We start from the raw sequence: 24640 nt of genomic DNA on the forward strand, positions 1-24640 counted from the left end.
CCAGTGTAGGCACCCTGTCAGTACCCGCGCTGCCGGTCCACCTGCTGGGGCGGCGGCTCGCCGCGCAGCAGGCAGCGCAGCCCCGCGACGAACTGCGTGGCGATGGTGTCCACCGAGGACTGCGCCGCGATGTGCGGTGTGATCGTGATGCCCTCCACGCCCCACAGCGGATGGTCCGGTGGCAGCGGCTCCTGCTGCTGCACGTCCAGCGCCGCACCGGCCAGGTGGCCGCTGCGCACCGCGTCGACGAGGTCGGCTTCGACCACGTGGTGGCCGCGCGCGATGTTGATCAGGTAGGCACCCTTGCGCATGCAGGCCAGCCGGCGCGCGTCGAGCAGGCCATGGGTCTGCGGCGTGAGCGGGAGCGCGCACACCACGATGTCGGCCGCCGCCAGCGCGTCGTCCAGCGCCCCGCCCTGCTGGCGGCTCCAGCCGCGCACGTCAAAGCCCACCGAACGCAGCATGTCGGCCACCGCACTGCCCATGGCGCCGGTGCCCAGCACCAGCACCGTGCTGCGCACCGCGGCCACCGGATGGCGGCGCCACTGGTGATCGCGGGCCTGGCGCTCGTACAGCGGCAGCTGCCGCGCATGGCGCAGCGCCATCAGCGCCACGAACTGTGCAATGCCCTGCCCCTGCTCCGGATCGACGATGCGCGACACCGGCACATCGGGATGCAATTCAGGCACCAGCAGCTTGTCCACGCCCGCGGACACCGCGCACACCCAGCGCAGCCGCTTCAGGCGCCCAGCCACACCGGGCGGGAAGGACCAGGCCAGCACCGCGTCCACTTCCGCGAGCTCCGCATCGCCGAGCTGCGGCGTGTACTCCACCGCTGTCACGTCGGGCAGCGCCTCCAGCAGCGCGGTGCCGTAGGGCGACGCCGGCATGGGGTGCGTCAGCAGCAGCACCTTCATGGCGTAGGCCTCGTCAGACCGGCACGCCGATCAGGTCGTGGCCTTGCACATCGACGATGCGCGCCTTGGTGAAGTCGCCCACCTTGAAGGTCTTGGAGGCCTTTTCCGGCGGCAGCAGCTTCACCGTGCCGTCGATCTCGGGCGCGTCGGCATAGCTGCGCCCCACCCCGCCCTTGCGGCCCAGTGCAGGTGCGGCGTCCACCAGAACCTGCATGGTTGCGCCCACGCGGCGGCGCAGGCGCTCGATTGACACCCGTTCGGCCACCGCCATGAAGCGGGCGCGGCGTTCCTCGCGCACCTCCATGGGCAGCATGCCGGGGATGTCGTTCGCCGCGGCGCCCTCCACCGGCGAATAGGCAAAACAACCGGCGCGGTCGATCTGCGCTTCCTCCACAAAGTCCAGCAGGGTCTGGAACTCGGCTTCGGTTTCGCCCGGGAAGCCGGCGATGAAGGTGCTGCGGATCACCAGCTCGGGGCTGATCTCGCGCCAGCGCTGGATGCGTTCCAGGTTGCGCTCGCCGCTGGCCGGCCGCTTCATGCGCTTGAGCACGTCCGGATGCGCGTGCTGGAACGGCACGTCCAGGTACGGGAGGATGCGGCCCGAGGCCATCAGCGGGATCACCTCGTCCACGTGCGGATAGGGGTACACGTAGTGCAGGCGCACCCAGCTGCCGTAGCGGTCGGCCAGCACGGCGAGCTGCTCGCACAGGTCGAACATGCGGGTCTTCACCGGCTTGCCGTCCCAGAAACCGGTGCGGTACTTCACGTCCACGCCATAGGCGGACGTGTCCTGGCTCACCACCAGCAGCTCCTTCACGCCGGCTTCGAACAGCCGTTGCGCCTCGCCGAGCACGTCGCCGATCGGGCGCGACACCAGGTCGCCTCGCATGCTGGGAATGATGCAGAAGGTGCAGCGGTGGTTGCAGCCTTCGCTGATCTTCAGGTACGCGTAGTGCCGGGGCGTGAGCTTCACACCCTGCGGCGGCACCAGGTCCACGAAGGGGTCGTGCGGCTTGGGCACGTGCAGGTGCACCGCATCCATCACTTCCTGGGTGGCGTGCGGGCCGGTCACCGCCAGCACCTTAGGGTGCACTTCCTGCACCAGGTTGCCGCCGGTGGTGCCCGCCTTGGCGCCCAGGCAGCCGGTGACGATGACCTTGCCGTTGTCGGCCAGCGCCTCGCCGATGGTGTCCAGGCTTTCCTTCACCGCGTCGTCGATGAAGCCGCAGGTGTTCACGATCACCAGGTCGGCACCGGCGAAGGTCTTGGCGGTGTCATAGCCTTCGGCGCGCAGCTGGGTGAGGATCAGTTCGGAATCGGTCAGGGCCTTGGGGCAGCCGAGCGACACGAACCCGATCTTGGGCGCCTTGGCGGCAGGATCAGGGACAACGGGGGAGGCAAGGACTTCGCTCATCCGCCGATTGTCCCAAATCGGGCAGTGCCCTTATTTCTTGGTATTACCAGTGCCGGTCGCGCCCGGGTTGCCGAACCCCGGCATGCCGGGAAACAGCGATCCGGCCTGCTTGGTCATCTGCTCCTGCATCTGGGTGAACAGGTTCTTGGACTGTTCCAGGTAGCTGCCCATCAGGCCCTGGGCCAGCGGCGCCTGACCGTTGAGGAACTGGGTCCACATCTCCGGGGTGAAGCTCTTGGGGTCGTAGATGCCTTTGGACTGCTCGGCGAAGCGGCGCTGCAGCTCCACGAAGGTCTGCAGGTTCTTCTCGAGGTACGAACCCATCATCCCCTGCAGCGCATGGCCGTAGAAACGGATGATGTTGGCCAGCAGGTCAGTGCTGAACATCGGCACGCCGCCGGTCTCTTCTTCAAGGATGATCTGCAGCAGGATGCTGCGGGTGAGGTCTTCGCCGGTCTTGGCGTCGCGCACCACGAAATCCTGGCCGCCCAGCACCATGGTCTTCACGTCGGCCAGGGTGATGTAGCTGCTGGTCTGGGTGTCGTAGAGGCGCCGGTTGGGGTATTTCTTGAGCACACGCGGGCCGCTCTGGGCGGACTCCGCGCCCGCGTTCGCCTGGGAGGCGCGGCGCGATTGAACCATCGAATGGACTCCTGTTGGATGCGTTTGTGCGCGTGCACAAATTCTAGGAGCCGCCTGAAAGCGGCCCGGAAGGGGTTTACCCCGCCACGCCGGCCGGCAGCGGCACGCCCACGCTGCGCAGGAATCTGTCCACCGCGTCGGTGTAGGCACCGGGCAGGCCCAACGCGTCGTTGAGCTCGCGGTGGTCCAGCGCCACCGGCAGCACCGTCGCCTGGCCGCCGAACGCCCGGGCCCGCGCCGCGAAGTCGTTGGCCGCTGCGAGCGAGTCCTCGCGGCCTTCTGCGCACACCAGCAGCAGCGGCGCCTGCGGTGGCCCGCTGAGCCGATGCGCCGGTGAGGCTTGGCGCCAGAACGCAGGATCGTCGCCGAACACCGGATCGTAGAAACGGTAGTGCGGCCGGCTCATCACCGCCTGCATGTCGAGCGCTGCGGTGTCCACCACCACGGTGGCCAACCAGGGCCGCACACCCTGGCGCTGCGCGATGTCGGCCGCGGCCGTCACCAGCGCAGCCAGGTGCGCACCCGCCGAATGGCCCACCAGAACCACCCGTTGCGGATCGGCACCCCACGCGGTGGCACGCGACTGCACGAAAGCCAGGGCACGCGCCGCGTCTTTTGCCTGTGCCAGCACGTCCGCTTGCGGCAGCAGGCGGTAGTTGGCGGAGGCGAACACCGCACCCTGCCGGGTCCAATGCGGCGCCTTGTGGTTCACCATCTGCGGCATGGCCTTGTCGCCATTGCGCCAGCCGCCGCCGTGCAGGTACAGGATCAGCGGCGCGCCCTTGGCATCCACCGGCCGGTAGACGTCCAGGCGCTGCGCCGGATCGATGCCATAAGCGAGGTCAGGATCCAGCGCCACACCCGGCGGCAACTCCAGCGGAGCCGCCCTGCCGGCGCGCTCTGCCGCGATGTCCGGCCACCCTTGCTCTGTACGTTGCTGCAGCCGTTCGCCGAGCCGCTCGCGTAGCCGTTCGGCCAGCCGGGGCCGGCTCGCAGCCCACGCAGCAAGCGGCCCCAGGCGCTTCATGGTGCGTGCAGCCCCAGCACCGCGGCCACCGACTCAGCGGCTGGTAGGCCAGCGGCCTAGAAAGACCTCACAGCCACCGCGCGGGTTGAAGACATAGTCGTCGCCGTCCAACGGCATGACCTTGGGACCCCAAGGATTGGCGGTACCGAAGAACAGGCCATAGGGCGTGGACTGGAAGGTGCGCAGGCCCATGTTGTACGGGTTACCCATGCCGTTGACGGTGACCGGCACCCAGTTCTCGCCGTCGTTGGTACGGTACATGTCGAAGCCCGAGTGGTTCTCGAACATCATCTTGGGCGTCACGTACGCGAGCACGTTGGAGAATGCTCCCGGCCAGCGGCTGTGTTTCACGAAGCCCAGCCAGGCGCTCCACTCGAAGGTGCCGGTGTAGAGCCAGCCATCGTGCACGCACATGCGCCAGATGTAGCCGTTGAAGAAGTTGTCGAAGCCCGCCAGGCGCCCCGACAGCGGCTCCTTGCGGCCATCGGGCGTGTCGCGCGGATCCCCCACCAGCAGATCCCAGGATTTGTCCTCACGCACGCGCAGCACCTCGGCCGGCGCAGGGCCCACCTTGTTCTGCTTGTCGATGCCGCCGCCCTGGATGCCGGTGCCGATGTACAACGCGTCCTTGAACGGCGCCATGCTGAGCACCCCCTGGTTCAGCGGGCCGCGCCAGGCGCCCTTCTGCAGCACCAGCTCCCATTCATAGGGCGGCTCGCCTTCGCAGCGGCTGCGCCAGAGCTGGAAGCCTTCCAGGTTGAGCGTGCCGGCGTAGAGGTAGTCGCCCCAGGCGCACATCTCGTGCACCGACTTGTTGCTGAGATCACCGAAGCCGAAGTCGCACACCGGCTCCCACTGGCCGGCCGCCGGGTCGCGGCTTTCGTAGATGACCACGTGCCCTGAAATGTTGGTGTTCCCGCCCCGGGAGCCCGCCGGGGTGGTGTACAGCCGGCCCTTGAAGGACACCATCGTGCGGATGGTCGTGACGGGCAAGCCCACCAGGCCCGGTTCGCAGGTCGGCTCGAAATGCCGGCCGTCGGCCGACCGCAGCACGATGGGCCCCGGCCCCTTCGCGGGCGACCAGGTGCACACATAGAGCGCAGGCTTGGCCTCGCCGGGCTCCTGGTGGACCACCATGCTGCGGTAGGCGAAGTCGCGCGGGATGGTGCTGCCGTCGCTGGCGGTGATCAGCGGCGCCTTGTAGGCGCGCTCCCAGAGATCGATGCGCGGGTCGTAGGCCCAGATTTCGGCGCACAGGTCCACGTCGTAGGGGTCGGCAGGCACCTCCACCGGCCACACGTCCAGCCCCAGGCTGGCGGACTGGCGCCGGCGCATCAGCGCGAAGGCGCCCCGGATGGTGCTCACATACAGCTTGCCGTCGAACCACGCCATGCCCTGGGCATAGGAGTTGTGGCCGTCGCCGAAGCCCCCGTAGGCGACCAGCTTGAAGTGGTCGCGGCCCAGGCCCGGCTGGATGCCGAGACGATTGACGGCGGCGTGCATCAGCCCTGCACCGCGGAAAGAAACGACGCGAGTTGTTCGGCGGCCTCTTCGGCAGCGGCAAACGGGCCCACCCGCTGCTCATCGCGGGTGGTGAAGTACCACTGTCCGTCCACCATGAACACCCGGTCACTGCGGAAGTAGCTGCGGCGCGGCTCGCCCGCACGATGCCGGCGCGGCTGGGCGGCGAATTCACCGTCCCAGAACCGGTGGCACGCCTGCAGCGTCTCCGTGGGTTTCAGCGTGGGGAAAAAGTGGCCCGCGTCGCGCACGCGGCGGAACTCCGCATGCGGCCAGATGTCCAGCAGCTCAGCGCCGGACAAGCGTGCCGGCGAGTTGTCGCCATACATCGCCACGATGGGGAATCGCAGGGTGCGCAGGCGCTCCAGCGTCAGGCCGTCGTCGGTCATCATCTCCGAGGCCGCGGACGTGCTGTTCATCAGCTTCAGCCAGTCGGCCGAGGTGCGCTTGCCGGTCTTGCCCAGCAGCGGGCTCACCATCTGGGCCACTTCGGCCGGGATGGCGCGACCTTCGAGCTGCCATTCCGCCACCCGCGTCAGCAGCTTCGGACCGAAGTAGCGGTCATTGGTATCCAGGTCGAGCTGGTGGCGGTCGAGGATGGGCTGGAAGCCCCGGCCGAAGGACCACTCAGCGCGTGCCTGCCCATTGCGGCCGGCGGAGAAATGGCTGTCGGCCAGCACCAGGCTGCTCACCCGGTGCGGCTGTTCGCAGGCCAAGTTCAAGGTAACCACGCCGCCAAAGCTGTGCGCCATGAAATGGGCACGGCTGATCTTCAGGTGGTCCAGCAGCCCGGACAGGTCGCGCGCCATGTCGGCCGGCCGGTAGCCGGAGTCCGTCATGTCCGAGCGGCCATGGCCGCGCAGGTCGTACAGCGTCACCCGGAAGCGCTTGCTCAGCGCCACGCCATAGTTGAAGTACCAGAAGGCCATGTTGGTGGCCAGCCCGTGCACCATCACCAGGTCTTCACGCGGGGCGCCCTCGCCTTCGTCCAGCTGGACGTAGTTGAGCTTGACCCCGTTGACGTTCGCCATCGGCATCGCCGATCACTCCATGTAGCCGAGCATCTGCAGCTGCTCGAGGATCTGTTTCTTCTCGTCCTCGTCCATCGCCTCCATGTCCACCTTGTCGCTGGTGGCCGTGGGCGCGCCGATGTGGATCGGGTGCGTGGCCTTGCGCTCGGCGGTGAACATGTTGGGCGGCACCACGCCTTCAAAGTCGGACGGCACCGGCAGGCCCAGGCTGTAGAGCAAGGTGGACGCCACGTCGGTGATGTGCCGGCGGCCCAGCAGCTTGCCCTTCTCGATGCCCGGCCCGTAGGCCAGGAACACACCGTCGGGATGATGGGTGCCGACGATGTAGTTGCGCTTCTGCACGATCGGCAGGATGTTGCGCACCGACACGAAACCGAAGTCGCGCAGCACCAGCTGCAGGTCGGGCGCATCGCCCATCGCCGAGCCCGGGAACACGTCCTCGCGCTTGTGGATCTCGGTGATGATGCGTTCGCCAGTCTGCGGATCCTTCAGCTCTTCCAGATCACGGATCAGCTGGGCGCGCACCTTCTCGTAGTCCTTGGGGTCGATGCCGGTTTCGCCCGGGTTGCGGGCCACGCGGATGGTGATGCCGTTGCACGAGGGCGTGCGGCAGTACGCGGTGGTCTTGGTCCAGTCCAGGTAGGCGAAGTAGCTCTTGGTGATGTTGGCACCCTGCTCGTCGTCAGGGATCGGCTTGAAGTGCACATAGCCCTTCTCCGCCAGGTACGCGTTGATCCGCACGATCTCGTCCGAGGCAGTAAAGCCGTGGTCGGACGCGAAGAACACCTGCACGTCCGGGCCGGCCGCGGTGACCAGGCGTTCGATGAAGCTGTCGAGCTGGCCGAAGTAGCTGAGCGACAGCTTGCGCATGCGCATGTGGAACTCACCCATCTCGGCATGCGGCACGCTGGGGTCCAGGTATTGCCACGCCTGGTGCTGCAGCTTGTCCACGCCATCGAACAGCACCGCCATCAGGTCAGGCGACTCCTCCGACATGATGTATTCGGCCACGCGGAACCACTGCATCTCGCGTGGCAGGTGGTAGCGCACCCAGTTCTCGCGGTCGTTGTCGCTGAGTTCGTTGCCGGCCTGCTGCTCCTGGTCGAAATCCCAGGCCAGCTCGCTCGCATTGAAGTCGGGAATGGTCTTCAGGCGGTCGTACAGGTCCACCGGATGGGTGTTGCGCCGCAGGTGGCGCCAGGGCACGAAGCCGGGCACGATGAAACCGTTGAGATCCTTGGGAGGCGGCGCGGTGAACGGGAAGTTGAGCGCCGCCACACGCTTGCCCTGGCGGCTGGCGATCGACCAGATCGTTTCCACGCGGCAGTCGCGCGCGTCGTACAGGGTCATGAAGACCTTGTCGCCACGCTCCTCGGCGCGCACGAAGTCGTACACCCCATGGTGGCCCGGCCCGCGGCCGGTCATCAGCGACACCCAGGCGGGCGGCGTCAGCGGGTTGGGGGTGGAGCGCAGCTTGGCGCGCGTGCCCTCGGCGAAGATCTTGCCCAGGAAGGGCATCACCGGGCCGTCGGCCCCGGGTTGCGCGACGGTCAGTTCGTTGAGCACGGTGAACGTGGCACCGTCCATGCCGATGAAGAGGGTGCGTACGGTCATGTCGTGGGTCCTTCCTTGGTGTGCAGGGCAGCGGCGGGTGCGCCTCTGCCAAAAGTGTTGTGCCGTGCCAGCCCGGGGGGTGCCGGCAGCAGGCCGATGCGGTCGGTGATGCGAGCGGTCATGCGTGCACCTCAAGCCCACGATGTTCCTGGGACGCGACGGCCACGATGCTGCGGTCGCGGCGCACCACGCGGGTTTCCACCGCGCCCATTGCATGACGCACGACGAGCTTCTCGAAGCCGGCATCCGCGCGCTCGACCACGAAACCGCTGGGCTGGCCCTGCAGGCCGATGCCCAGGCATTTGGAGGCGGCCTCCTTGGCGCACCACAGGCGCAGCAGGCGCTCGTCCAGCGCCTCGCCGTGCAGGCCCGCGACCAACGGGCGCTCGGCGTCGGCCAGGGACTCCACCAGCAATTCCGGCTGGCGGATACGGCCCAGCTCCTCGAGGTCCACGCCCACCGGCTGGTCGGGTGCGGCCAGGGCCACCAGGCAGGCGTTGGCGTTGTGTGACAGCGATACCTGCGGCGCTGCAATGAGCGTGTCGGTCCACAGGCCACCCACCACCGGGGCACCCTGCTGGTCGTGCCGCACCCAGATGTCGGTGGGGTACAGCAGGTGGCCGGTCTGCTGGTGGACCCAGGCCCGCACCGCCTCCTTCAGGGCCGCGCGGCCGAACAGCCATTCACGGCGGCGCCGCAGGTGCCCCTGGAGCGCACGCCACTCATCGCGCTCCACCGGGCCCAGCACCGCGTGCGCCAGGATGCGCATGCAGATCGCACCGGACTGCGCGCAGAACTCCTCCGACATCAGCGGCACTTCCCACAGCGTGAGCCCGGGCACCTCCAGCAGCGCCAGCGGTGCGCCCAGCCAGCCGTTGAGCGGATCCATGCGCACTTCGTGGTACGCCGTGGGCACCTGGAAGAACAGGTTGATCAGGTTCTGGCCGCGCATCAGCACTTGGCCTTCCGCGTCCACGCACTCCAGGTGCCAGGCCCGCGGTGCGCCGATCGCGGTGGCGCGGCCGTCGACCGGCTGCTGCCGCATGCGCATCGTCAGGCCGGGGTAGTCCGCCGGGCACGGCTCGTACAGCTCGATGCGCTCGATGGTCGACGGGAATGCGTGGAACTCGGTGCCCACGTACTGCACCAACCAGCACGCCACCACCTGCCCCATCGCATCCAGCAGCACCGGATTGAGCACCAGCCGAGGCGCATGTCCGGCAGTGAAGAAGCCGGACAGGCTGACGTCGGACAGCTCGACGTCGATGCCGCTGTCGTCCCAGGCATCGACATAGGTCATGCTCTGGAACACCGGGCCATGGAACATGCCGGTGGCGTAGAGGTGGGGCGAGTTGAGGTACGACTCGCGGCGCTCCACCAACGGTGCCACACCGGGCAGGCGCCAGTCGGCTTCGAAACGGAACTCCGCCGTCAACACCGGGCCGCGCGCGGTGAGCACGCGGGCGGCGTAGTGGCCCTGGGCGCGGTCGATCACCTCGGCCCGCACCTCGAAGCTGAGTTCGCCGTCGTCCAGCGCCACCCAGTCGAAGGCCTTCACGTTCTCGATCACCTTCACGTCCACCCGGCCGGCCAGCAGGGCACAGGCCTCGGCCATCACCTCCAGGCTCACGGTGAAGGGCACGCAGGACAGCCCGAAAAGTTCCGGGTCCGTGTCGGACACCGGGCCGGACATCACATGGTCGCGGATGAAGGCGTCGTTGAGCAGGCTGACGCGGCAGCGGGCCAGCACGTGCAAGTCGTCAATCTCCACCACCTCGTCCAGCAGCGGCGTGACGCTGTTGGACGCGTGGCTGGACGGCCAGGCCGGTTGGGCCGGCGGCGCCAGTGGCACCGGCGATGCTTCGCCCTGCGCTGCCGTCGGCATCGGCAGCCGCTCCACCAAGGCCCGCTGCTGGTCGAGGAAGCCGCGCATCAGGTCGAAATACTCGCCCATCACGCGCTCGCGGTCATCGGCCACGGGCTGCGAGTGAGCCGCCGGTAGAGCTTCACCCTGCCCTGGCTGGGTGGTTGGCATGGCGGACGTGGGGCGCGTGGCGGGCGTTGCCGACGGTGCCGGTGTTGCAGGCGCCGGTGCTGCGGGCGTGATGGCGGCCGGTGCGCTGGCCAGCCGGTGCACCGTGGCCCGGTCAGCGTCGCTCAAGCGCACCATCGGCATGGTGTTGTCCAGCAGCACGCCACGCGGCGGCTGCGGCTGGGCGTCGAAATCGATGGCCGCGATGGCACGGCGTTCGAACAGCCGCTCCAGCGTCGGGCCCCGCCCGGCCACATAGAGCTGGCCCAACACAGCCAGCAACTGGTCCATTCCGCCCTTGCGCCGGGCATTGCTGGCCAGAGCCACGAACTCCCGGTCGATCAGGATGTCGTTGACAAAGGACGTGAGGTTGCCCGAAGGGCCCACTTCCAGGAACAGGCGCACGCCGTCGTCGTGCATCTTCAGCACGGTTTCGCGGAAGCGCACCTTCTGCGACCACTGTGCGGCCGCCAGCTTGCGCACCGCGGCTGCGTTGCCCGGGAACAGGTCGGCCGATGCGCAGGAATACAGCGGCACCTTGGGCACGCCGAGCTTGACGTTCTTGTAGTACGTGTGGAACGCGGCGCTGGCATCGGCGAACGCCGCCGTGTGATAACCGCGATCGAACGGCAGGGGCAGGCAGATGCCACCCAGGTCACCCAGCCGCTTCTGCACGGCGGCAATGCCCTCGGGCGGCCCGTACAGCACCATCTGGTTGCTGCAGTTGTCCATCGCGATCACCACGTCGGGCACCGCGGCCACTTCCGCCTCCACGGCATCCGGCGGCAGCGCCCCTACGGCCAGCAGCGCGCCGGTGGGGATCTTGCCCTCGCGCAGCAGCCGCTCGTAGGCCTCATAGTGCTGGCTGATGCAGGCCGCGCGCTCCTGCGGCGTGCGCGCCGGGTTGGCACCGGAGGCGCCCAGCGCGGCGGACTCGCCGGAGCTGTGGCCCACCATCACGTCGGCATGCACGCCCAGGGACACCAGCAGTTCGTGCATCGCCATGCCGCCGATGAACACCGACTCGGAGCCGACGTCCATGTCGTGCATGCGGTGTTCGAGCTGCTTGCGGCGCTCGCCATCCACCTCGCAGGAGGGGAACACGATGTCGGTGCGCGTCTGGCCCACCGGCAGGCCGTACAGGCCGTGCCAGAAGTCCAGCCACTCCTGCATCTCGTCAAAGCACAGTGCCAGGTCCGCGAACATCTCCGGATACTGCGAGCCCTCGCCGGGGAACAGGAAGGCCAGCTTGCCTTCGACACGGCGGCTGGCGTAGGCCACCGCGCCGCGCGTGGCACGCGGGCGGGAGGCTGCCGCGGCCGGGTCACGCAGGCGCGGAATCACCTGCGCGATGGTCTTGGCGAGACCCGGGAGGTCCTTGGCGACGATCGCCAGGCGGTGCTGGGCGCCAGCGTCGGCACGGGCCAGCGCAGCAGCCACTTCGGCGATGCGCCAGGTGCTGTTGCGGGCGATCGCCTCGGCCAGGTGCTGCAGTTTGGCGATGAGCGCTTCCGCGGTGTCAGCCGACAGCACGCACAGCTCCACCGGCCAGGCGGTCAGGCCTTTGTGCACGCGGGCCCCTTCGGGCGCCTGCTCCACGATGGCGTGGGAATTCGTGCCGCCGAAGCCGAAGGCATTCACCGCGGCACGGCGCGGCTGGCCGAGCGGCGCGATCCAGGGCGCCGTGCGGGTGTTGATGTAGAACGGCGTCTTGTCGATGCCCAGTTCCGGGTTCACCTGCTCGCACAGCGTGGGCGGGAGCACCTTGTGGTGCACCGCCAACGACATCTTGATCAGGCTGGCCACGCCGGCTGCAGGAATGCAGTGGCTGATCATGGATTTCACCGACCCCAGCGCCTTGGTGCCGATCGGTGTATCGCGCTCGCCGAACACCGACTTCAAGGAGGCGATCTCGGTCTTGTCGCCCAGCGGAATCCCGGTGCCATGGGCTTCCACCAGGCCGATGCTGGCAGGGTCGACGCCGGTGGCCTGGTAGGTGCGGCGGATGGCGAGGGTTTCCCCGTCGTGGCTGGGGGCCAGCAGCCCGGTGCCACGGCCGTCGCTCGACTGGCCCACGCCCCGCAACACGGCATAGAGGCGGTCGCCATCCGAGAGCGCATCCTCCAGCCGCTTGAGCACCACCACGCCCAGGCCTTCGCCGAGCAGGGTGCCGTCGCTGCCCGCCTCGAAGGGCCGGACGCGGCCGCGGGCGCTCAGGGCCCCCAGCTGCGTGAAGATGGTGGACACGTCCGCCGGCAGCGACGCGTTCACGCCGCCGGCGAGCATCATGCGGCTGCGGCCAGCGCGGAGTTCATCGATCGCCGCGCCCACGGCGAGCAGCGACGAAGAGCACGCGGCATCGACCAGGTAGTTGGGGCCGCGCAGGTTCAGCCGGTTGGCGATGCGGCCGGTCATCACGTTGGGCACCAGCCCTGGCGCCGTGTCCGCATTGGTGGGCGGCAGCTTGCGGCGCATGGTCTCCCGGATCTCAGCCAGCGCGGCATCGTCCAGGTGCGGGAGGGCGGCCTTCACCAGCGCCATCGTCTGGTCCAGCACGATATTGTTCTGGATCACGGTGACCTGCCCGCGGTGCAGGTAGGTGCTGTGGCCCAGGATCACGCCGGTGTCGGTGTGGTCGACATCGGAACCGAGGTAGCCGGCATCGGCCAGCGCGTCACGCGCGACCCGCAGGGCCAGGAACTGGTCGGGTTCGCCGCCGTCCATCGAGTTGGGCATGATGCCGAACTCGCGCGGGTCGAAGCGGTACAGGTCCTTCAGGTAGCCGCCGTGCTGCGTCTTGATGCGGCCGGATTCGAGATAGCGCTGGGCGTCCCAGCGCTCCACCGGCTCGCCCACCGCATCCACCCCGTTCAGGATGTTGTTCCAGAACGCCTGCAGGTCCGGCGCCTGCGGAAAGATGCAGGCCATGCCGATGATCGCGATCGGCGCCGGCACGGCCTGCGGTACTGCCTTGCTCGTCATGCCGCTGCGTCCTCCACGGCGGCACGCGCCGTGCCACCCAGTCGGTTGAGGGCGGCGCTGGCCACGCTGTCCAGCTCCTCGATGGCCATCACAGGCTCGCCCTGCTCATCGAAGAACACCACGTTGCCACGGATCAGGGTGGGATCGTCGGTCGCGACGCGTTGGTACTCCATGTGCATCCGTTCTGGCAGGGTCTCGCGGTAGCGCACCACACGGCCAAACCGGGTTGGCAGTGCCGATTCGTCGCGGTAGGCGCGCGACCACAGCCACGCCATCTGCGCGGCGGCATCCAGCAGCGCCGGGTCGAACACCCAGGTCGCGGCCGCGTCGGTACGGGCCAGCCATTGCGCCGGCTGTGACGCACGCACCCGGGCACCGGAGCCTTCGGCGGACAGGCCGTCGATGTGCTCGATCACCTGGAAGCGCGGCCCATGGAACAGCCACTCGCCGTACGCCTTGGCGACGCTCAGCGGCTTGTCGTCGTGCACCGCGCGGGCGGCAGGCATGGCAGCCGGCATCATCTGTTCGAGGCGCACCACGCAACGGTAGTGCGTCATGGCCCGGCCGTTGCCGAGCTCGCTCTGCAGCGCCGCGCTGACATCGAAGCCCTCGCTGCTGCCATAAGGCGGCGGGCTGAGGAAGACCTGCAGGTCACGCGGCGCACCAGCCAGGTCCACGCCCTTGAGCAGCTTGTGCTCGCGCACTTCCACCACGCGCCAGCCAGGCCACAGGCTGCGCACCGCCTCCGCCATGATCTCCAGCGCCGCCGCGGCCGGCAGCACCAGCTTGCCGTCCAGTGCGTGCTCCTGCAGGTACAGATGCCGCACGCCATCCAGGCGAACCGGCACGATGCGTTCGCCAGTGGGACGCGACTGTGCGGTGGTGCGGCCCAGCAGCGGGCCCAGCTCCGGCGCCTGGGGCGCAGGCGGTGCGCTGCGGATGGCGCCCAGGGCGGCCTCGCGGCTGTCCCAAGGTGCTTCGCCACAGACCACTTCCACCGGCGTGCCAGCCACGCGCACCAGCTCCTGGCGGAACAGGCGGCGGCCCAGTGTCGCCGACACCAGGCGCACACCCTTCTCCGCAAACTTGGCTTCGGTCTCGGCGGTCACCATGCCGGCGCCGAACTTCGTGGCGCCCCAGGGGCCCCAGCACAGCGCGCTCACAGCCACCCGCTCGCCCCAGCGCGCCTGCAGCGACATGCACAGCCGGTTCATCAGTTCATTGGCGGTCGCGTAGTCGGATTGGCCGCTGTTGCCATAACGGCCTGCCACGGAGCTGAAGACGGTGAAGAACTTCAGCGCGGCTGGGTCGATGTGCTTCTGCAGCAGCAGCAGGCCGATCACCTTGGTATCCACCACGCGCGACCAGCTGTCGCTTCGTTTGTCAGCCAGCCGCTTGTCCTCGATGACACCGGCGCCGTGCACCACGCCATCGATGCGGCCATGGCGGGCCACGATGCCGCGCACCAGTGCCGAGACTGCCGCTTCGTCGGTGACATCCACCGCGTGGTACTCCACCGTGGCGCCCGCCGCGCGGAAGTCAGCCAAGTTGGCCTGCATCTCGCGCTGGCCCAGCAGCGCCTGCACCTGACGCTGGATCTCGCCCGGCGTGAGCTTGAGGCGGCCGGCACGGACCGCATCCACGAAGTGCTGGCGCAAGGCAGCAGCGTCGCGCAGCCCGGCGAGGTCGGCGGGCTCGTCGACCAGCGCGCTGCGCCCGGTGAGCACCAGCGTGTTGCCCGGCCTGGCCAGCTCACGCAGCACTTCCGCGGTGATGCCGCGGGCGCCGCCGGTGGCCAGCACGACCAAGGGCGCCAACGCCGCCTCGCGCGCCGGATCGGCCACCACGTCTTCGGCGATGGTGACGAACACCGTGCGTTGCCCGCCCGGATACCCCACCTCCTGGCGGCCGCCGTCGAGCTCCATCTCGCCCAGCAGGTCCAAGGCCAGCGCCGCCGGCGCGCGCGCCGGATCCAGGTCAATGGCCTTCACGCGCAGGCCGGGCTGCTCTTCCAGCAGCGACTTCACCGCACCGACGGCCCCGGACTGCAAGCGCAACTCCGGGCGCGAGCTGCCCTCGCGGCCGAACAGGCCGCCCAGGTCGCTGGCCGCAACCACATGCGTGCCCCCGGTCAACGCGGGATGCAGTTCCCGCAGCAGCAGGAACAGCGACTTTTCATGGCGCAGCAGCGCCTGGCGCCATTCGGCCGGCGAGTCGGTGTCGGCCACGCCCGGCGCGCCGACCGGGCCGAGGTGCACCACGCCCGCGAGCGGGGTGGCACTGCCGATCTCGGCACAGCGTTGCAGCAGCGCCGCTTCGTCGGCCAGCTCTTCAGCGCCGAGCATCAGCACCTCGCAGCCGCGTGCCGCCAGCAGCGCCGCCAGTTCGTCCGCCACGCCGAGCGCGTCGCGCGTGAGCACGAAACGCCCGGGCGAGAAGCGCCGGGCCATCGCCTCCGTCAGCGGCTCGTGCAGCGGACGCATCACCAGCCGGGGCGGGTGGTTGGCAGCAGCGCCAACCGGTGATCCCACCCCGGCCACATCAAAAGGGACAGCGACCGCGCCTCCCACCTTGACTTGGGTGACCAGGTCCAGCATGCCGTTGAGCGTGGCCTGCGTGTTCAGCTTGCTGCGTGCTTCGGTCAAGGCCTCGCGATGGCTGGCCGGCAGCATCTGCAACATCGCACCCACCACCTCGATGCGCTTGATGGAATCGATGCCGAGGTCGGCTTCCAGGTTCTGGTCCAGGCCCACCATGTCGCGCGGGTAACCGGTCTTTTCTTCCACGATGCCAAGCAGCATGTTGACCAGCTTCTCGCGGGTCAGCGCTTCGCCGGCAGCCGGGGCAGGAACCGCGGCTGAGGCAACGGGGGCGGCTGCGGCCGGCTTCGGCACCGCAGGTGCTTCAGCCGGTTTCACCATGGGAGCCACCGGTGCAGCGGCCAGGGGTGCTGCGGCCACGGGGGCAGCGGCGACGGACGCAGCCACCACCGCTGGCGCCACGGGGACGACCGCTGGTGCAACTTCCGCCACGCGGGGCAGCGCCATCGGCGGGCGTGCCCGCAGCGCGGGCCGGGCCGGCGCCCCACCCTCGCCGAGGAACGCCGACATCACACGCTCCTGGGTTTCCAGGAACTGGCGCATCGTTGCGAAGTAGTCCGAGAGGACGGCGGATTCCACCGTCCCTGGTGCCGTTCGTCGTTCATCCATGGATCGACCCCTTGTCCAGGTGTGTTGTGTTGATGCAGAAGAAGACCTTGCAGGCATGGCGGTGACCGCCACGACAGCCGGTGCGGCGGACGCGGCCGGTGCGGAGCTGGGGGCAGCCGCCACAGCCGCTGCCACGGCGGGCGTTGCTTGCGCGCGGGCCTGTGCTTGTTCCAGGGTGACGCCGATCTGGCGCACCGGCTCGGCATGGCGGCGGGCACCGCTGCCATTGAGCATCCAGGCGTGCTTGGGCACGGGCCTGGTGCGCAGCAGTGCGGCCGGCTCGGCGGGGTCGCCGATGCGGCAATCCCGGCGCGCGAACAGGCGCGTGACGTCCAGCGACACGCCCGCGCACAGCAGTTGGGCGACACCACCCAGCAGGCCGGCCAGCCCGCTGCCGTCGTCGATGGACACGGCGACGTGGGGCTGCCCTTCCAGGATGCGCGAGGTCAGCCGCGACAGCACGGCCTTCGGGCCCACTTCGACGAAGACGCGGGCGCCGTCCTTGTACATGTCCTCGATCTGCGCCACGAACTCCACCGGCCGCACCAGGTGCTCGGCCATCTGGCGCTTCACCCGCGAGACCTCGGCGGAATGCGGCCGCGCCGTGGTGTTGGAATAAACCGGCGTCTGCAGCGGGGCCCACGCGGTCGCCTCGATCAGCTCGGACAGCGCCTGCTGCGCGGGCTTCACGAGCGCGGAGTGGAAAGCGGCCGCCACAGGGATCTCGGTGACCTCCACTCCCGCCTGGACCAGCTTGGCCGCCGCGGCCTTCACCGCCTCGCGTGTGCCGGAGATGATGCTCTGCAGCGGCGCGTTGTGGTTGGCGATGATGACGTCGTCGATATCGGCGATCGCGTCCTCCACCGTCTTGCGCGGTGCGGCCACGGCAGCCATGGTGCCCAGCTCCGCACCGTCGGCAGATGCCGCATCGATGATGAAGCGCCCGCGGGCGGCGGACAGTGCCATCAGTGCATCGAAGTCGAACGCGCCGGCGGCGAACAAGGCCACGAACTCACCGTAGCTGTGGCCCGCGAACATGTCGGCCTGCAGACCCAGCTGCTGCATCACGCGCAACATGCCCGCCTCGACGGCACCCAGCGCGGGCTGGGCGACGTCGGTGCTGGTCAGGCGCTGTCGCGCCTCGGCCTTGGCGGCGTCGTCGTAAGCACCGCGTGGCAGGATGAATTGCGACAGCCGCGTGCCTGCGCCGAAGCGCTGGCCGAAGGCCTCCAGCAACGCCGCGTCGGCCGCGCCCAGCGCTTCGGCCATCGGCTCGAAGTGCAGTGCAGCCTCGCGTGCCATGCCGGGGTACTGCGACCCCTGGCCAGGGAACAGCACCGCGAGCTTGCCCGCCGGCGCCGTGGCAGTGCCATGGAACACGCCCGGCGGCAGCGGCTTGGCGTCGCCATTGAGGTGGCCCAGTGCGGCAGACAGCTTGGCACGCAAGTCGTCGACGCTGCGCGCGACGATGGCCAGTGTTTCGCCCCGCGGACGCCAGCGCGCGGCCAGGCTGGCGGCCAGGTCGCGCAGCGCCAGCCCGTCCACGGCGGTCAGCTTGTCAGCCAGGGCGGACAGGCGGGTTGCCAACGCGGTGCGATCGACGTCGCTCCACAGCAGCAGCTCGGCGCTCCAGACATCGCCCGCCACCGGGCGCAGCCAGTCGCGGTACTCCTCGCCGTACTCCTCCATCACCACATGGAAGTTGGTACCGCCGAAGCCAAACGCGCTGCAGGCAGCGCGGCGCGGCACGTCGATCGGCGCCACCCACGGGGTGGGCTCGTCGACCAGGTACAGCGGGGCGGCAGGATCGGCCAGCACCCGGTTGGGCGTGGTGACGTTGCGGTGCGGCGGGAGCACCCGATGGTGCAGCGCGAGGGCGGCCTTCACCAGCCCCGCCACGCCGGCGCAGGCCTTGGTGTGGCCGATGTTGGTCTTCACCGAGCCGATGACGGCGCGCCGTGCACCGGCGCCCTCTTCCTTCATCAGCCGCGTGGTGCTTTCCAGCTCCGCGGTGTCGCCAGCCACCGTGCCGGTGCCGTGCGCCTCGAACAGGCCCACGGTCGAGGGCCCGAAGCCCGCCATGGCATAAGCACGCCGCATGGCACGCAACTGCCCGGCCGGCAGCGGCGCGGTCAGCCCCTTGGCGTTGCCGTCGCTGCTGGCACCCACGCCCTTGATCACGGCATAGATGCGGTCGCCGTCGCGCTGCGCATCGGCCAGGCGCTTCAGCGCGACCATCGCGATGCCTTCGCTGATCACGATGCCGTCGCCGGCTGCGTCGAAGGTGGAGCAGCGGCCGCGCGGCGACAGCGCCTGCGTCTTGCTGAAGCAGAGGTAGCCGAAGGGGCCCTGCACGGTGTCCACGCCACCGGCAATGACGAAGTCGCTGCGGCCGGCCGCCAGCTCGTTCACACCCTGGTACACCGCCGCCAGCGAAGAGGCGCAGGCCGCGTCGACGGCCACGTTCACGCCGCCGAAGTTCAGGCGGTTGGCAATCCGGCCGGCGACCACGTTGGGCAGGATGCCGGCGAAGGAATCCTCGGTCCATTCAGGCAGCCGTTCGGCCACTTCACCAGGCAGCTCGCCGCTGAAACGGGGCAGCTCCGAGCGCAGGCCGTACTGCAGCCCATAGTCGCCGGCGCCACCGCTGGCGCCGATGATCACGGATGCCTTCTCGCGGTTGAACGCCCGCTCGTGGTAGCCCGAGTCCACCAGCGTGCGATGCGCCACCTCCAGGCCCATCAGCTGCATCGGGTCCACCGCCTCGATGGACTTGGGCGGCATGCCGTACTGCGTGGGGTCGAAGGGCAGGTCGTCGAGGAAGCCGCCCCATTTGGAGTAGATCTTGTCCTTGGCGGTGCGGTCGGCGTCGAAGTACAGGCGCCAGTCCCATCGATGCGCGGGGATCTCGGTGATGGCATCGACCTTGGCGAGGATGTTTTCCCAGAAGGCCTGCGCGTCGTTGGCCTGGGGCACGACCGTGGCCACGCCGATGATGGCCACGTCGGCCGGAGGCTCCGCCCGGTGCACGGCGGCGTCGATGCCCGCGCCCTGCGGCTGCAGCAACGCGGCGGCGCCCTCGGTCACCTCCTGGTGCAGCGCGTCGATCTGGGTGACGGTGTGGCGCAGGGTGGCCACCTGCCCGAGCATGTACATGCCCTCGGCACGCTGCTGCTCGGCGTCCAGCTTTTGCAGTGGTGCGTTCAGGCCTTCGCGCTTGCTCCCCTTGGACGCAATGCGCAGCCGGCCGAGGATCAGGTCGTCCAGCACGCGACGGCTTTCGTCCGCCGGTACCCCATCACGGCGCAGCGCCACGCGCTGGCTGAAGAAGTCGCGCGCAAACGGCGTGTAGGCGCAGCGGCTGGCGTGGCCAGGGCCGGACTCCAGGTTCACCGTGCGTTGGCAGTCCACCACCTCCTGCTGGAACTGCGGCACGATGGCGCCACTTTCCACGATTTCCCGCGTGAACAGGTAGGCGCTGCCCATCAGGATGCCGACCTTGGCGCCCAGGGCCACCAGCGGGGCCACGAGCACCTGCACCATGGCCGACGACACGTCGTCATGAATGCCGCCGGCAAAGATCAGCTCGACCTCCTCGCCCTTGACCTTGCCCTGGCCCAGTTCGACCAGCAGCTTGTCCACCATGGAGCTCCACAGCACGAAGCTCGACAGGGGGCCGATGTGGCCGCCGCACTCGCGCCCCTCGAAGATGAAGCGCCGTGCGCCCTCCTGCAAGAAGGTGGGCACCAGGCTGGCGGCCGGCACGTGCAGGAACGTGGGCACGCCGGCCCGCTCCAGGTGCACCGCCTGGTCGGGGCGCCCCCCGGCAATGATCGCGTACCGAGGCGCATGGCGGGTGGCGATGGCCAACTGCTCATCCAGCAGTTCCTGGGGTGCGAAACCCAACAGGCCGATGCCCCAGGGCCGGTCGCCCAGCAGTTCGGCGGTGCGAGCCAGCAATGCGTCCAGCGGCTCCCCCTTGAGCATGGCCAGTGCCACCATGGGCAGGGCACCGCCCTGGGCCACCGCCAGCGCAAATTCCGCGGTATCCGACACGCGTGTCATCGGCCCCTGGATGATCGGGAAGCGCAACCCGAGCTCGCGTGCCAGGGCTGAGCCTTCAGCGATCGGCGGTGCGCTGGCCACCGCCTGGGCGTGGCGGTCGACTGCTTCCCCGATTGCCGCCAGAACGCCGGCCACCGTGCCGTGACGCTTGCGCCAAGGCGCAGCAAACGCCACGTCGTGCCCGATGGGCATGAGCGACCGCGAAGGATCGCTCCAAGCCACCTTGCCCGTCACCCACGCGCGCAGTTGCGCGCTGCGCAGGCCGTCGCCGTCGGTGACGAACTGCCGTGCGGCCGTGTGGCCGGGCCGCACCAGCAGGCGGAAATACTCGCCCTCCTCGCCGTGGCCCACCGCCACCGTTTCGCTGCCGGCCAGGTTGCCCAGCAAGGTGCGAAGCGCAGCCGGCAGGCGCACCTCGTCCATCATGAGCAATTGCGAATCGAGCACACCGCCCAGCACACCAACTGCGTGGCATGCCGCCGCGACGTGAGGCGTGAGCCCACCGCGCACCACCAGCGGCAGCGCGGTCTGCTTGCGCCACTTCTGCAGCAGGATGAAGGACGCGTCCTCGCCGACAAAACCGCCGGACTCGTTGCCCTTGACGACCAGCCCATCGACCACGGCGTCCAGCGGCTCGCCGGGCCAGGCCGCGGTGCGCACCTCGGCCAGCACGCGCACGCCCTGGCCGCGCAGTTCATCGATCAGCGCGCGGCAACCGGGCACCTGCTCGGCGTCGACGATCAGCCAGCCCAGGCCGGTGCCGGCATGTGAACGCAGCGCTGCGGCCAGTGCGGGCCCTGGCGGCGCGTCGAGCTTGACACCGAATGCGCTGCGCACATTGCGGCCCAGGGCCGCCAGTGCGTGCACCACTGCCTCCGGATCCGCAGCGAGCTCGCCGTTGAGCACACCGACACCACCGGCTCGGCAGGCAGCGATGGCAAGGGCCGGATCCATCAGGCCGGCAGGCGTGAAGGCGAACGTGATGAAGCGTGTCATGCGTCAGACCTGTGAAGCGCGAGCGGACATGGGGAGCGCGGGGCGGCGGCAGCCGGCTGCTGCGCCGGCAAGCCCGGACAGCACCATGTGCTTGCGGCTCGCAGTGCAGAGCGCTGCATTCGACGCGTGAGGGGCGTCTTCCCCAGCCGTGACATGGCGCACAAACATGACCCTCGACCCATGATGTTGCAAGGGGTGACAGGGGCCACACCGTGCGTTTATGTTGTTCACGCAGCGCCGTGGCGCCGCATTCGCCTGCATTGGCGCACATGCCGAGCCTGCAGGCCATCCCACGAATGGGGCCTCACAAGATCACGCGCCTGTTACTTCTCATGCCCCGTGCGCCCCTCGCAGACCCAGTCCACTCCCACCGCAGCAAGCCGCAGCGGTGCGATCGCGGGTCGCCAGTCGCACGAGCTCAACGACGGTTGAAAAAGTCCCACATCAGCTCATTGGCGGAAATTGCCTGCGACGCCGGCTCACCGCGGGTCTTTGGCGCGCCCGGCCAGGAATGCCCACCCGTCTCGGTGACGCACAGCTGCACCTGCACGTTGTCGCGACAGCCGGGATAGGCCTCGCAGTAGGCACCCGGCTTCTCGAGCACCCGCTTGGGCGTGGCGCTGCAGCCGTTCATGCGTGCCCACTTGGCCATCGAATCCGGCACCGGCGTGAAATCCGTCACCATGTCCTTGCGCTTCGAATTCGGGCCGGCTCCGCCCGTGAACACCTCGTTGGGGTCGTTGCGGGCGTGGAAGTGAAGCACCGACACCGGCCGCTTGGGCTCGCAGTGGCGGGTGTTGTCCGTGCCGGCGACCGGCGCGATGCCGCGGAACAGGTCGGACGCCTCGCACGCCAGCCGGTAGGCCATCAAGGCGCCGTTGGACATGCCGGTGGCATAGACGCGGTTGCGGTCGATGTTCATCTGCCGCATGAGGTTCTCGACGGCCTGGCGGATGAAGCCCACGTCATCCACGTTTTCATCGCGTGCGGGCCCGCAGCAGTTGCCGGCATTCCAGGTGGCGAACTTTCCCGAGGCCATCTTGCTGTAGCCATTGGGGAACAGCGCAACGAAGCCTTCGCGGTCGGACTTGCTGATCTGGCCGTAGTTGGCGTCGTTGGCCTGGTAATCCATGCTTCCGCCGCCGCCATGCAGCGCGACCATCAGCGGCGCGGGCGTGTCCGGGTTGTACTTCGGTGGCACATGCACGCGGTACATGCGGGTGAGCCCGTCGTGCTGCACCTTGAAGGTGTAGTCGCCTGGCTTGGTGATCTTGGTGTCGACCTCGGCGTTGGCTTCGGGGGCCGGCGCTTTCTGCTGGCGTTGCAGGATGCGCTCGCGGATGCGCTCGCGCAGCGTCCCCTCCTGGGCCACCAGCGGCAATGACAGGCTGCCGATGGCAGCAGCCACCAGGGCGAAGGCAACGGTGCGCAATGCAAGTCGTTTCATGGTGGTCCTTTGCGGAAGATCGGCAGCGCGGCCGGCTGGCCGTACCTCTGTGCCCAACGCGGCGGCCGCCGGCGCCGCCTACGCATGGCGCACTATTCAGCGCTGGCCGGCTTGGCGGCGGCCTTGCGGCGACGCGCACCCAGCGGCGCGATCACCGGCCCCACCAGGATGGTGTCCTCGGGCTGCAGCAGCATGAAGATGATCAGGTCGGCCACCCGCTCCGGCGGCACCGCATCGCTGGGCATGGGCGCGGGCAGGTTCTGCTCCCACATCGGCGTGGCCACTGCCGCGGGCATGAGGGCCTGCACCTTGACGCCGTAGCTGCGCACCTCCTCGGCGACTGCCTGCGACAGGCCGATGACGCCGAACTTGGATGCGCAGTACGGGCCGTCATAGGCTCGGCCCTGCAGGCCCTGCACCGACGACAGGTTGATGATCATGCCGCTGCGCTGCGAGATCATCGTGGGGAGCACCGCGCGGTTGGCGAGGAACACGCCGCGCAGGTTGATGCCGATGACGTCGTCGAATTCGTCGGTCGACACGTCCACCAGCACCTTGGGCGGCGTGCCGCGTTTGCGCAGGATGCCGGCGCAGGAGATCAGCGCATCGATGCGTCCAAAGCGGTCCAGCGTGGCCTGCACCAGGCGGGCATGGTCCTCCTCGCGGCGCACATCGATCGCGACGCCGATGCAGGCGGCCTCGCCACCGGCGGCGATCTCGGTGACCACGCTGTCCACCCGCGCAGCGTCGATGTCGGCCACCACCACCGAGGCGCCCAGCGAGGCCGCGGCGCGCGCGGTCGCCAGGCCGATGCCGCCGGTGCCCCCGGTCACGATGACGACCTTGCCACGAAGGTCCTGGGCGCCGCCCAAAAAGGATGTGCTCATTGTTTGCTCCTTGGTGGCCACTGCGGGCCGTGCTGATCGTGGGGTGGTGGTGCTTGCTTCCGGCTTGCCGGTCCAGCCGCTGCCGCCCAGGCGCTGCAGCGGCTCGATCACCGGGGACAGCAGGCGCGTGTCCTCCGGCATGCCCAGCATCCAGACGATGGTGTCGGCCACCCGCTCCGGCGGCGGGATGTCGCCCGGCTGCGGCAACGGCCCCGTCTGCGCCAGCACCTCGGTGTCGAACTTGCCGGGCGACAGGGTCTGCACCCGCACGCCGAACGGCCGGGCTTCGTCGGCCAGTGCCTGGCTCAGGCCCATCACGCCGAACTTGGAGGCGCAGTACGGGGCATCGAACGCGATCCCCGCGTGGCCGGATTTCGACGACAGGTTGAGGATGTCGCCGCGCCGGGCCGCCAGCATGGCCGGCAGCACCGCCCGGTTGGCGAGAAAGGTGCCACGCAGGTTGATGTCGACCACGTCGTCCCATTCCTGCGCCGGCAACTGCGCCAGTGTGCGCAGGGTCTGGCTCTGGGCCCTCAGGATGCCGGCCGCATGCACCAGGATGTCGATCGCACCGAACCGGTCCAGCGCACGTTGCGCCATCTCGGCCATGTCGGCCTCGGACCGCACATCCAGCGGCAAGGCGAGCGATTCCGCCAGGCCGTCGGTGGCATCGGCCATGCGCGCCGCCGTGTCCGCCAGGCGCTGCGCATCACGGCCCACCAGCACCAGCCGGGCCCCCGTGCGCGCCAGCGCCACGGCGGTCGCACGCCCGATGCCGCTGCTGGCACCAGTGACAATGGCGACGCGGCCGGTCAGCGGATGCTGGCGCATGCCGTGTGGTGGCTCAACCTGGGCA

11 protein-coding genes are annotated in these 24640 nt (G+C 69.2%); all 11 read right to left on the minus strand.

Annotated elements, in window-relative coordinates; all coding sequences use genetic code 11:
- Positions 1-17: 17 nt before the first annotated feature.
- Positions 18-917 (minus strand): NAD(P)-dependent oxidoreductase, encoded by a 900-nt coding sequence (locus VPH43_RS07240; protein WP_328577006.1) that lies wholly within the window; start codon positions 915-917, stop codon positions 18-20.
- 13 nt (positions 918-930) lie between these two features.
- Positions 931-2331 (minus strand): 30S ribosomal protein S12 methylthiotransferase RimO, encoded by a 1401-nt coding sequence (rimO, locus tag VPH43_RS07245; protein WP_328577007.1) that lies wholly within the window; start codon positions 2329-2331, stop codon positions 931-933.
- Between the two features lie 30 nt (positions 2332-2361).
- Positions 2362-2973, minus strand: a complete 612-nt coding sequence (gene phaR, locus VPH43_RS07250) for a polyhydroxyalkanoate synthesis repressor PhaR (RefSeq protein WP_328577008.1) — start codon at positions 2971-2973, stop codon at positions 2362-2364.
- A gap of 76 nt (positions 2974-3049) precedes the next feature.
- On the minus strand, positions 3050-3832 hold the full coding sequence (locus tag VPH43_RS07255; protein ID WP_328577009.1) for an alpha/beta hydrolase: 783 nt from the start codon (positions 3830-3832) through the stop codon (positions 3050-3052).
- Positions 3833-4033: 201 nt separating this feature from the next.
- On the minus strand, positions 4034-5503 hold the full coding sequence (locus VPH43_RS07260) for a hypothetical protein (RefSeq protein WP_328577010.1): 1470 nt from the start codon (positions 5501-5503) through the stop codon (positions 4034-4036).
- A complete protein-coding gene (locus VPH43_RS07265; protein WP_328577011.1) occupies positions 5503-6558 on the minus strand; it encodes an alpha/beta fold hydrolase in 1056 nt (351 codons plus the stop codon). Before VPH43_RS07265 ends, VPH43_RS07260 begins: the two co-directional genes overlap by 1 nt.
- 6 nt (positions 6559-6564) lie before the next feature.
- On the minus strand, positions 6565-8166 hold the full coding sequence (locus VPH43_RS07270; RefSeq protein ID WP_328577012.1) for an alkaline phosphatase family protein: 1602 nt from the start codon (positions 8164-8166) through the stop codon (positions 6565-6567).
- Positions 8167-8284: 118 nt separating this feature from the next.
- Complete coding sequence (locus VPH43_RS07275) at positions 8285-13180, minus strand: polyketide synthase (RefSeq protein WP_328577013.1); 4896 nt, start codon at positions 13178-13180, stop codon at positions 8285-8287.
- Positions 13177-21450 carry an SDR family NAD(P)-dependent oxidoreductase gene (locus VPH43_RS07280; protein WP_328577014.1) on the minus strand — a complete coding sequence of 2758 codons (8274 nt, stop codon included), beginning with the start codon at positions 21448-21450 and terminating at the stop codon, positions 13177-13179. The genes VPH43_RS07275 and VPH43_RS07280 overlap by 4 nt, the downstream gene beginning before the upstream one ends.
- A 418-nt stretch (positions 21451-21868) precedes the next feature.
- Complete coding sequence (locus VPH43_RS07285; RefSeq protein WP_328577015.1) at positions 21869-22897, minus strand: extracellular catalytic domain type 1 short-chain-length polyhydroxyalkanoate depolymerase; 1029 nt, start codon at positions 22895-22897, stop codon at positions 21869-21871.
- A gap of 92 nt (positions 22898-22989) precedes the next feature.
- On the minus strand, positions 22990-24615 hold the full coding sequence (locus VPH43_RS07290) for an SDR family oxidoreductase (protein ID WP_328577016.1): 1626 nt from the start codon (positions 24613-24615) through the stop codon (positions 22990-22992).
- Between the last annotated feature and the right edge of the window lie 25 nt (positions 24616-24640).

This window comes from Ideonella sp. BN130291 (assembly GCF_036231905.1).
Classification (GTDB): Bacteria; Pseudomonadota; Gammaproteobacteria; order Burkholderiales; family Burkholderiaceae_C; genus CAMLIZ01.

What these genes read in the sequence shown, in the direction of transcription:
- VPH43_RS07280 (WP_328577014.1), bottom strand. Translation starts at nt 21,450, where the DNA reads ATGACACGCTTCATCACGTTCGCCTTCACGCCTGCCGGCCTGATGGAT.
- VPH43_RS07275 (WP_328577013.1), bottom strand. Translation starts at nt 13,180, where the DNA reads ATGACGAGCAAGGCAGTACCGCAGGCCGTGCCGGCGCCGATCGCGATC.
- VPH43_RS07260 (WP_328577010.1), bottom strand. Translation starts at nt 5,503, where the DNA reads ATGCACGCCGCCGTCAATCGTCTCGGCATCCAGCCGGGCCTGGGCCGC.
- phaR (WP_328577008.1), bottom strand. Translation starts at nt 2,973, where the DNA reads ATGGTTCAATCGCGCCGCGCCTCCCAGGCGAACGCGGGCGCGGAGTCC.
- VPH43_RS07240 (WP_328577006.1), bottom strand. Translation starts at nt 917, where the DNA reads ATGAAGGTGCTGCTGCTGACGCACCCCATGCCGGCGTCGCCCTACGGC.
- VPH43_RS07290 (WP_328577016.1), bottom strand. Translation starts at nt 24,615, where the DNA reads ATGCGCCAGCATCCGCTGACCGGCCGCGTCGCCATTGTCACTGGTGCC.
- rimO (WP_328577007.1), bottom strand. Translation starts at nt 2,331, where the DNA reads ATGAGCGAAGTCCTTGCCTCCCCCGTTGTCCCTGATCCTGCCGCCAAG.
- VPH43_RS07270 (WP_328577012.1), bottom strand. Translation starts at nt 8,166, where the DNA reads ATGACCGTACGCACCCTCTTCATCGGCATGGACGGTGCCACGTTCACC.
- VPH43_RS07285 (WP_328577015.1), bottom strand. Translation starts at nt 22,897, where the DNA reads ATGAAACGACTTGCATTGCGCACCGTTGCCTTCGCCCTGGTGGCTGCT.
- VPH43_RS07265 (WP_328577011.1), bottom strand. Translation starts at nt 6,558, where the DNA reads ATGCCGATGGCGAACGTCAACGGGGTCAAGCTCAACTACGTCCAGCTG.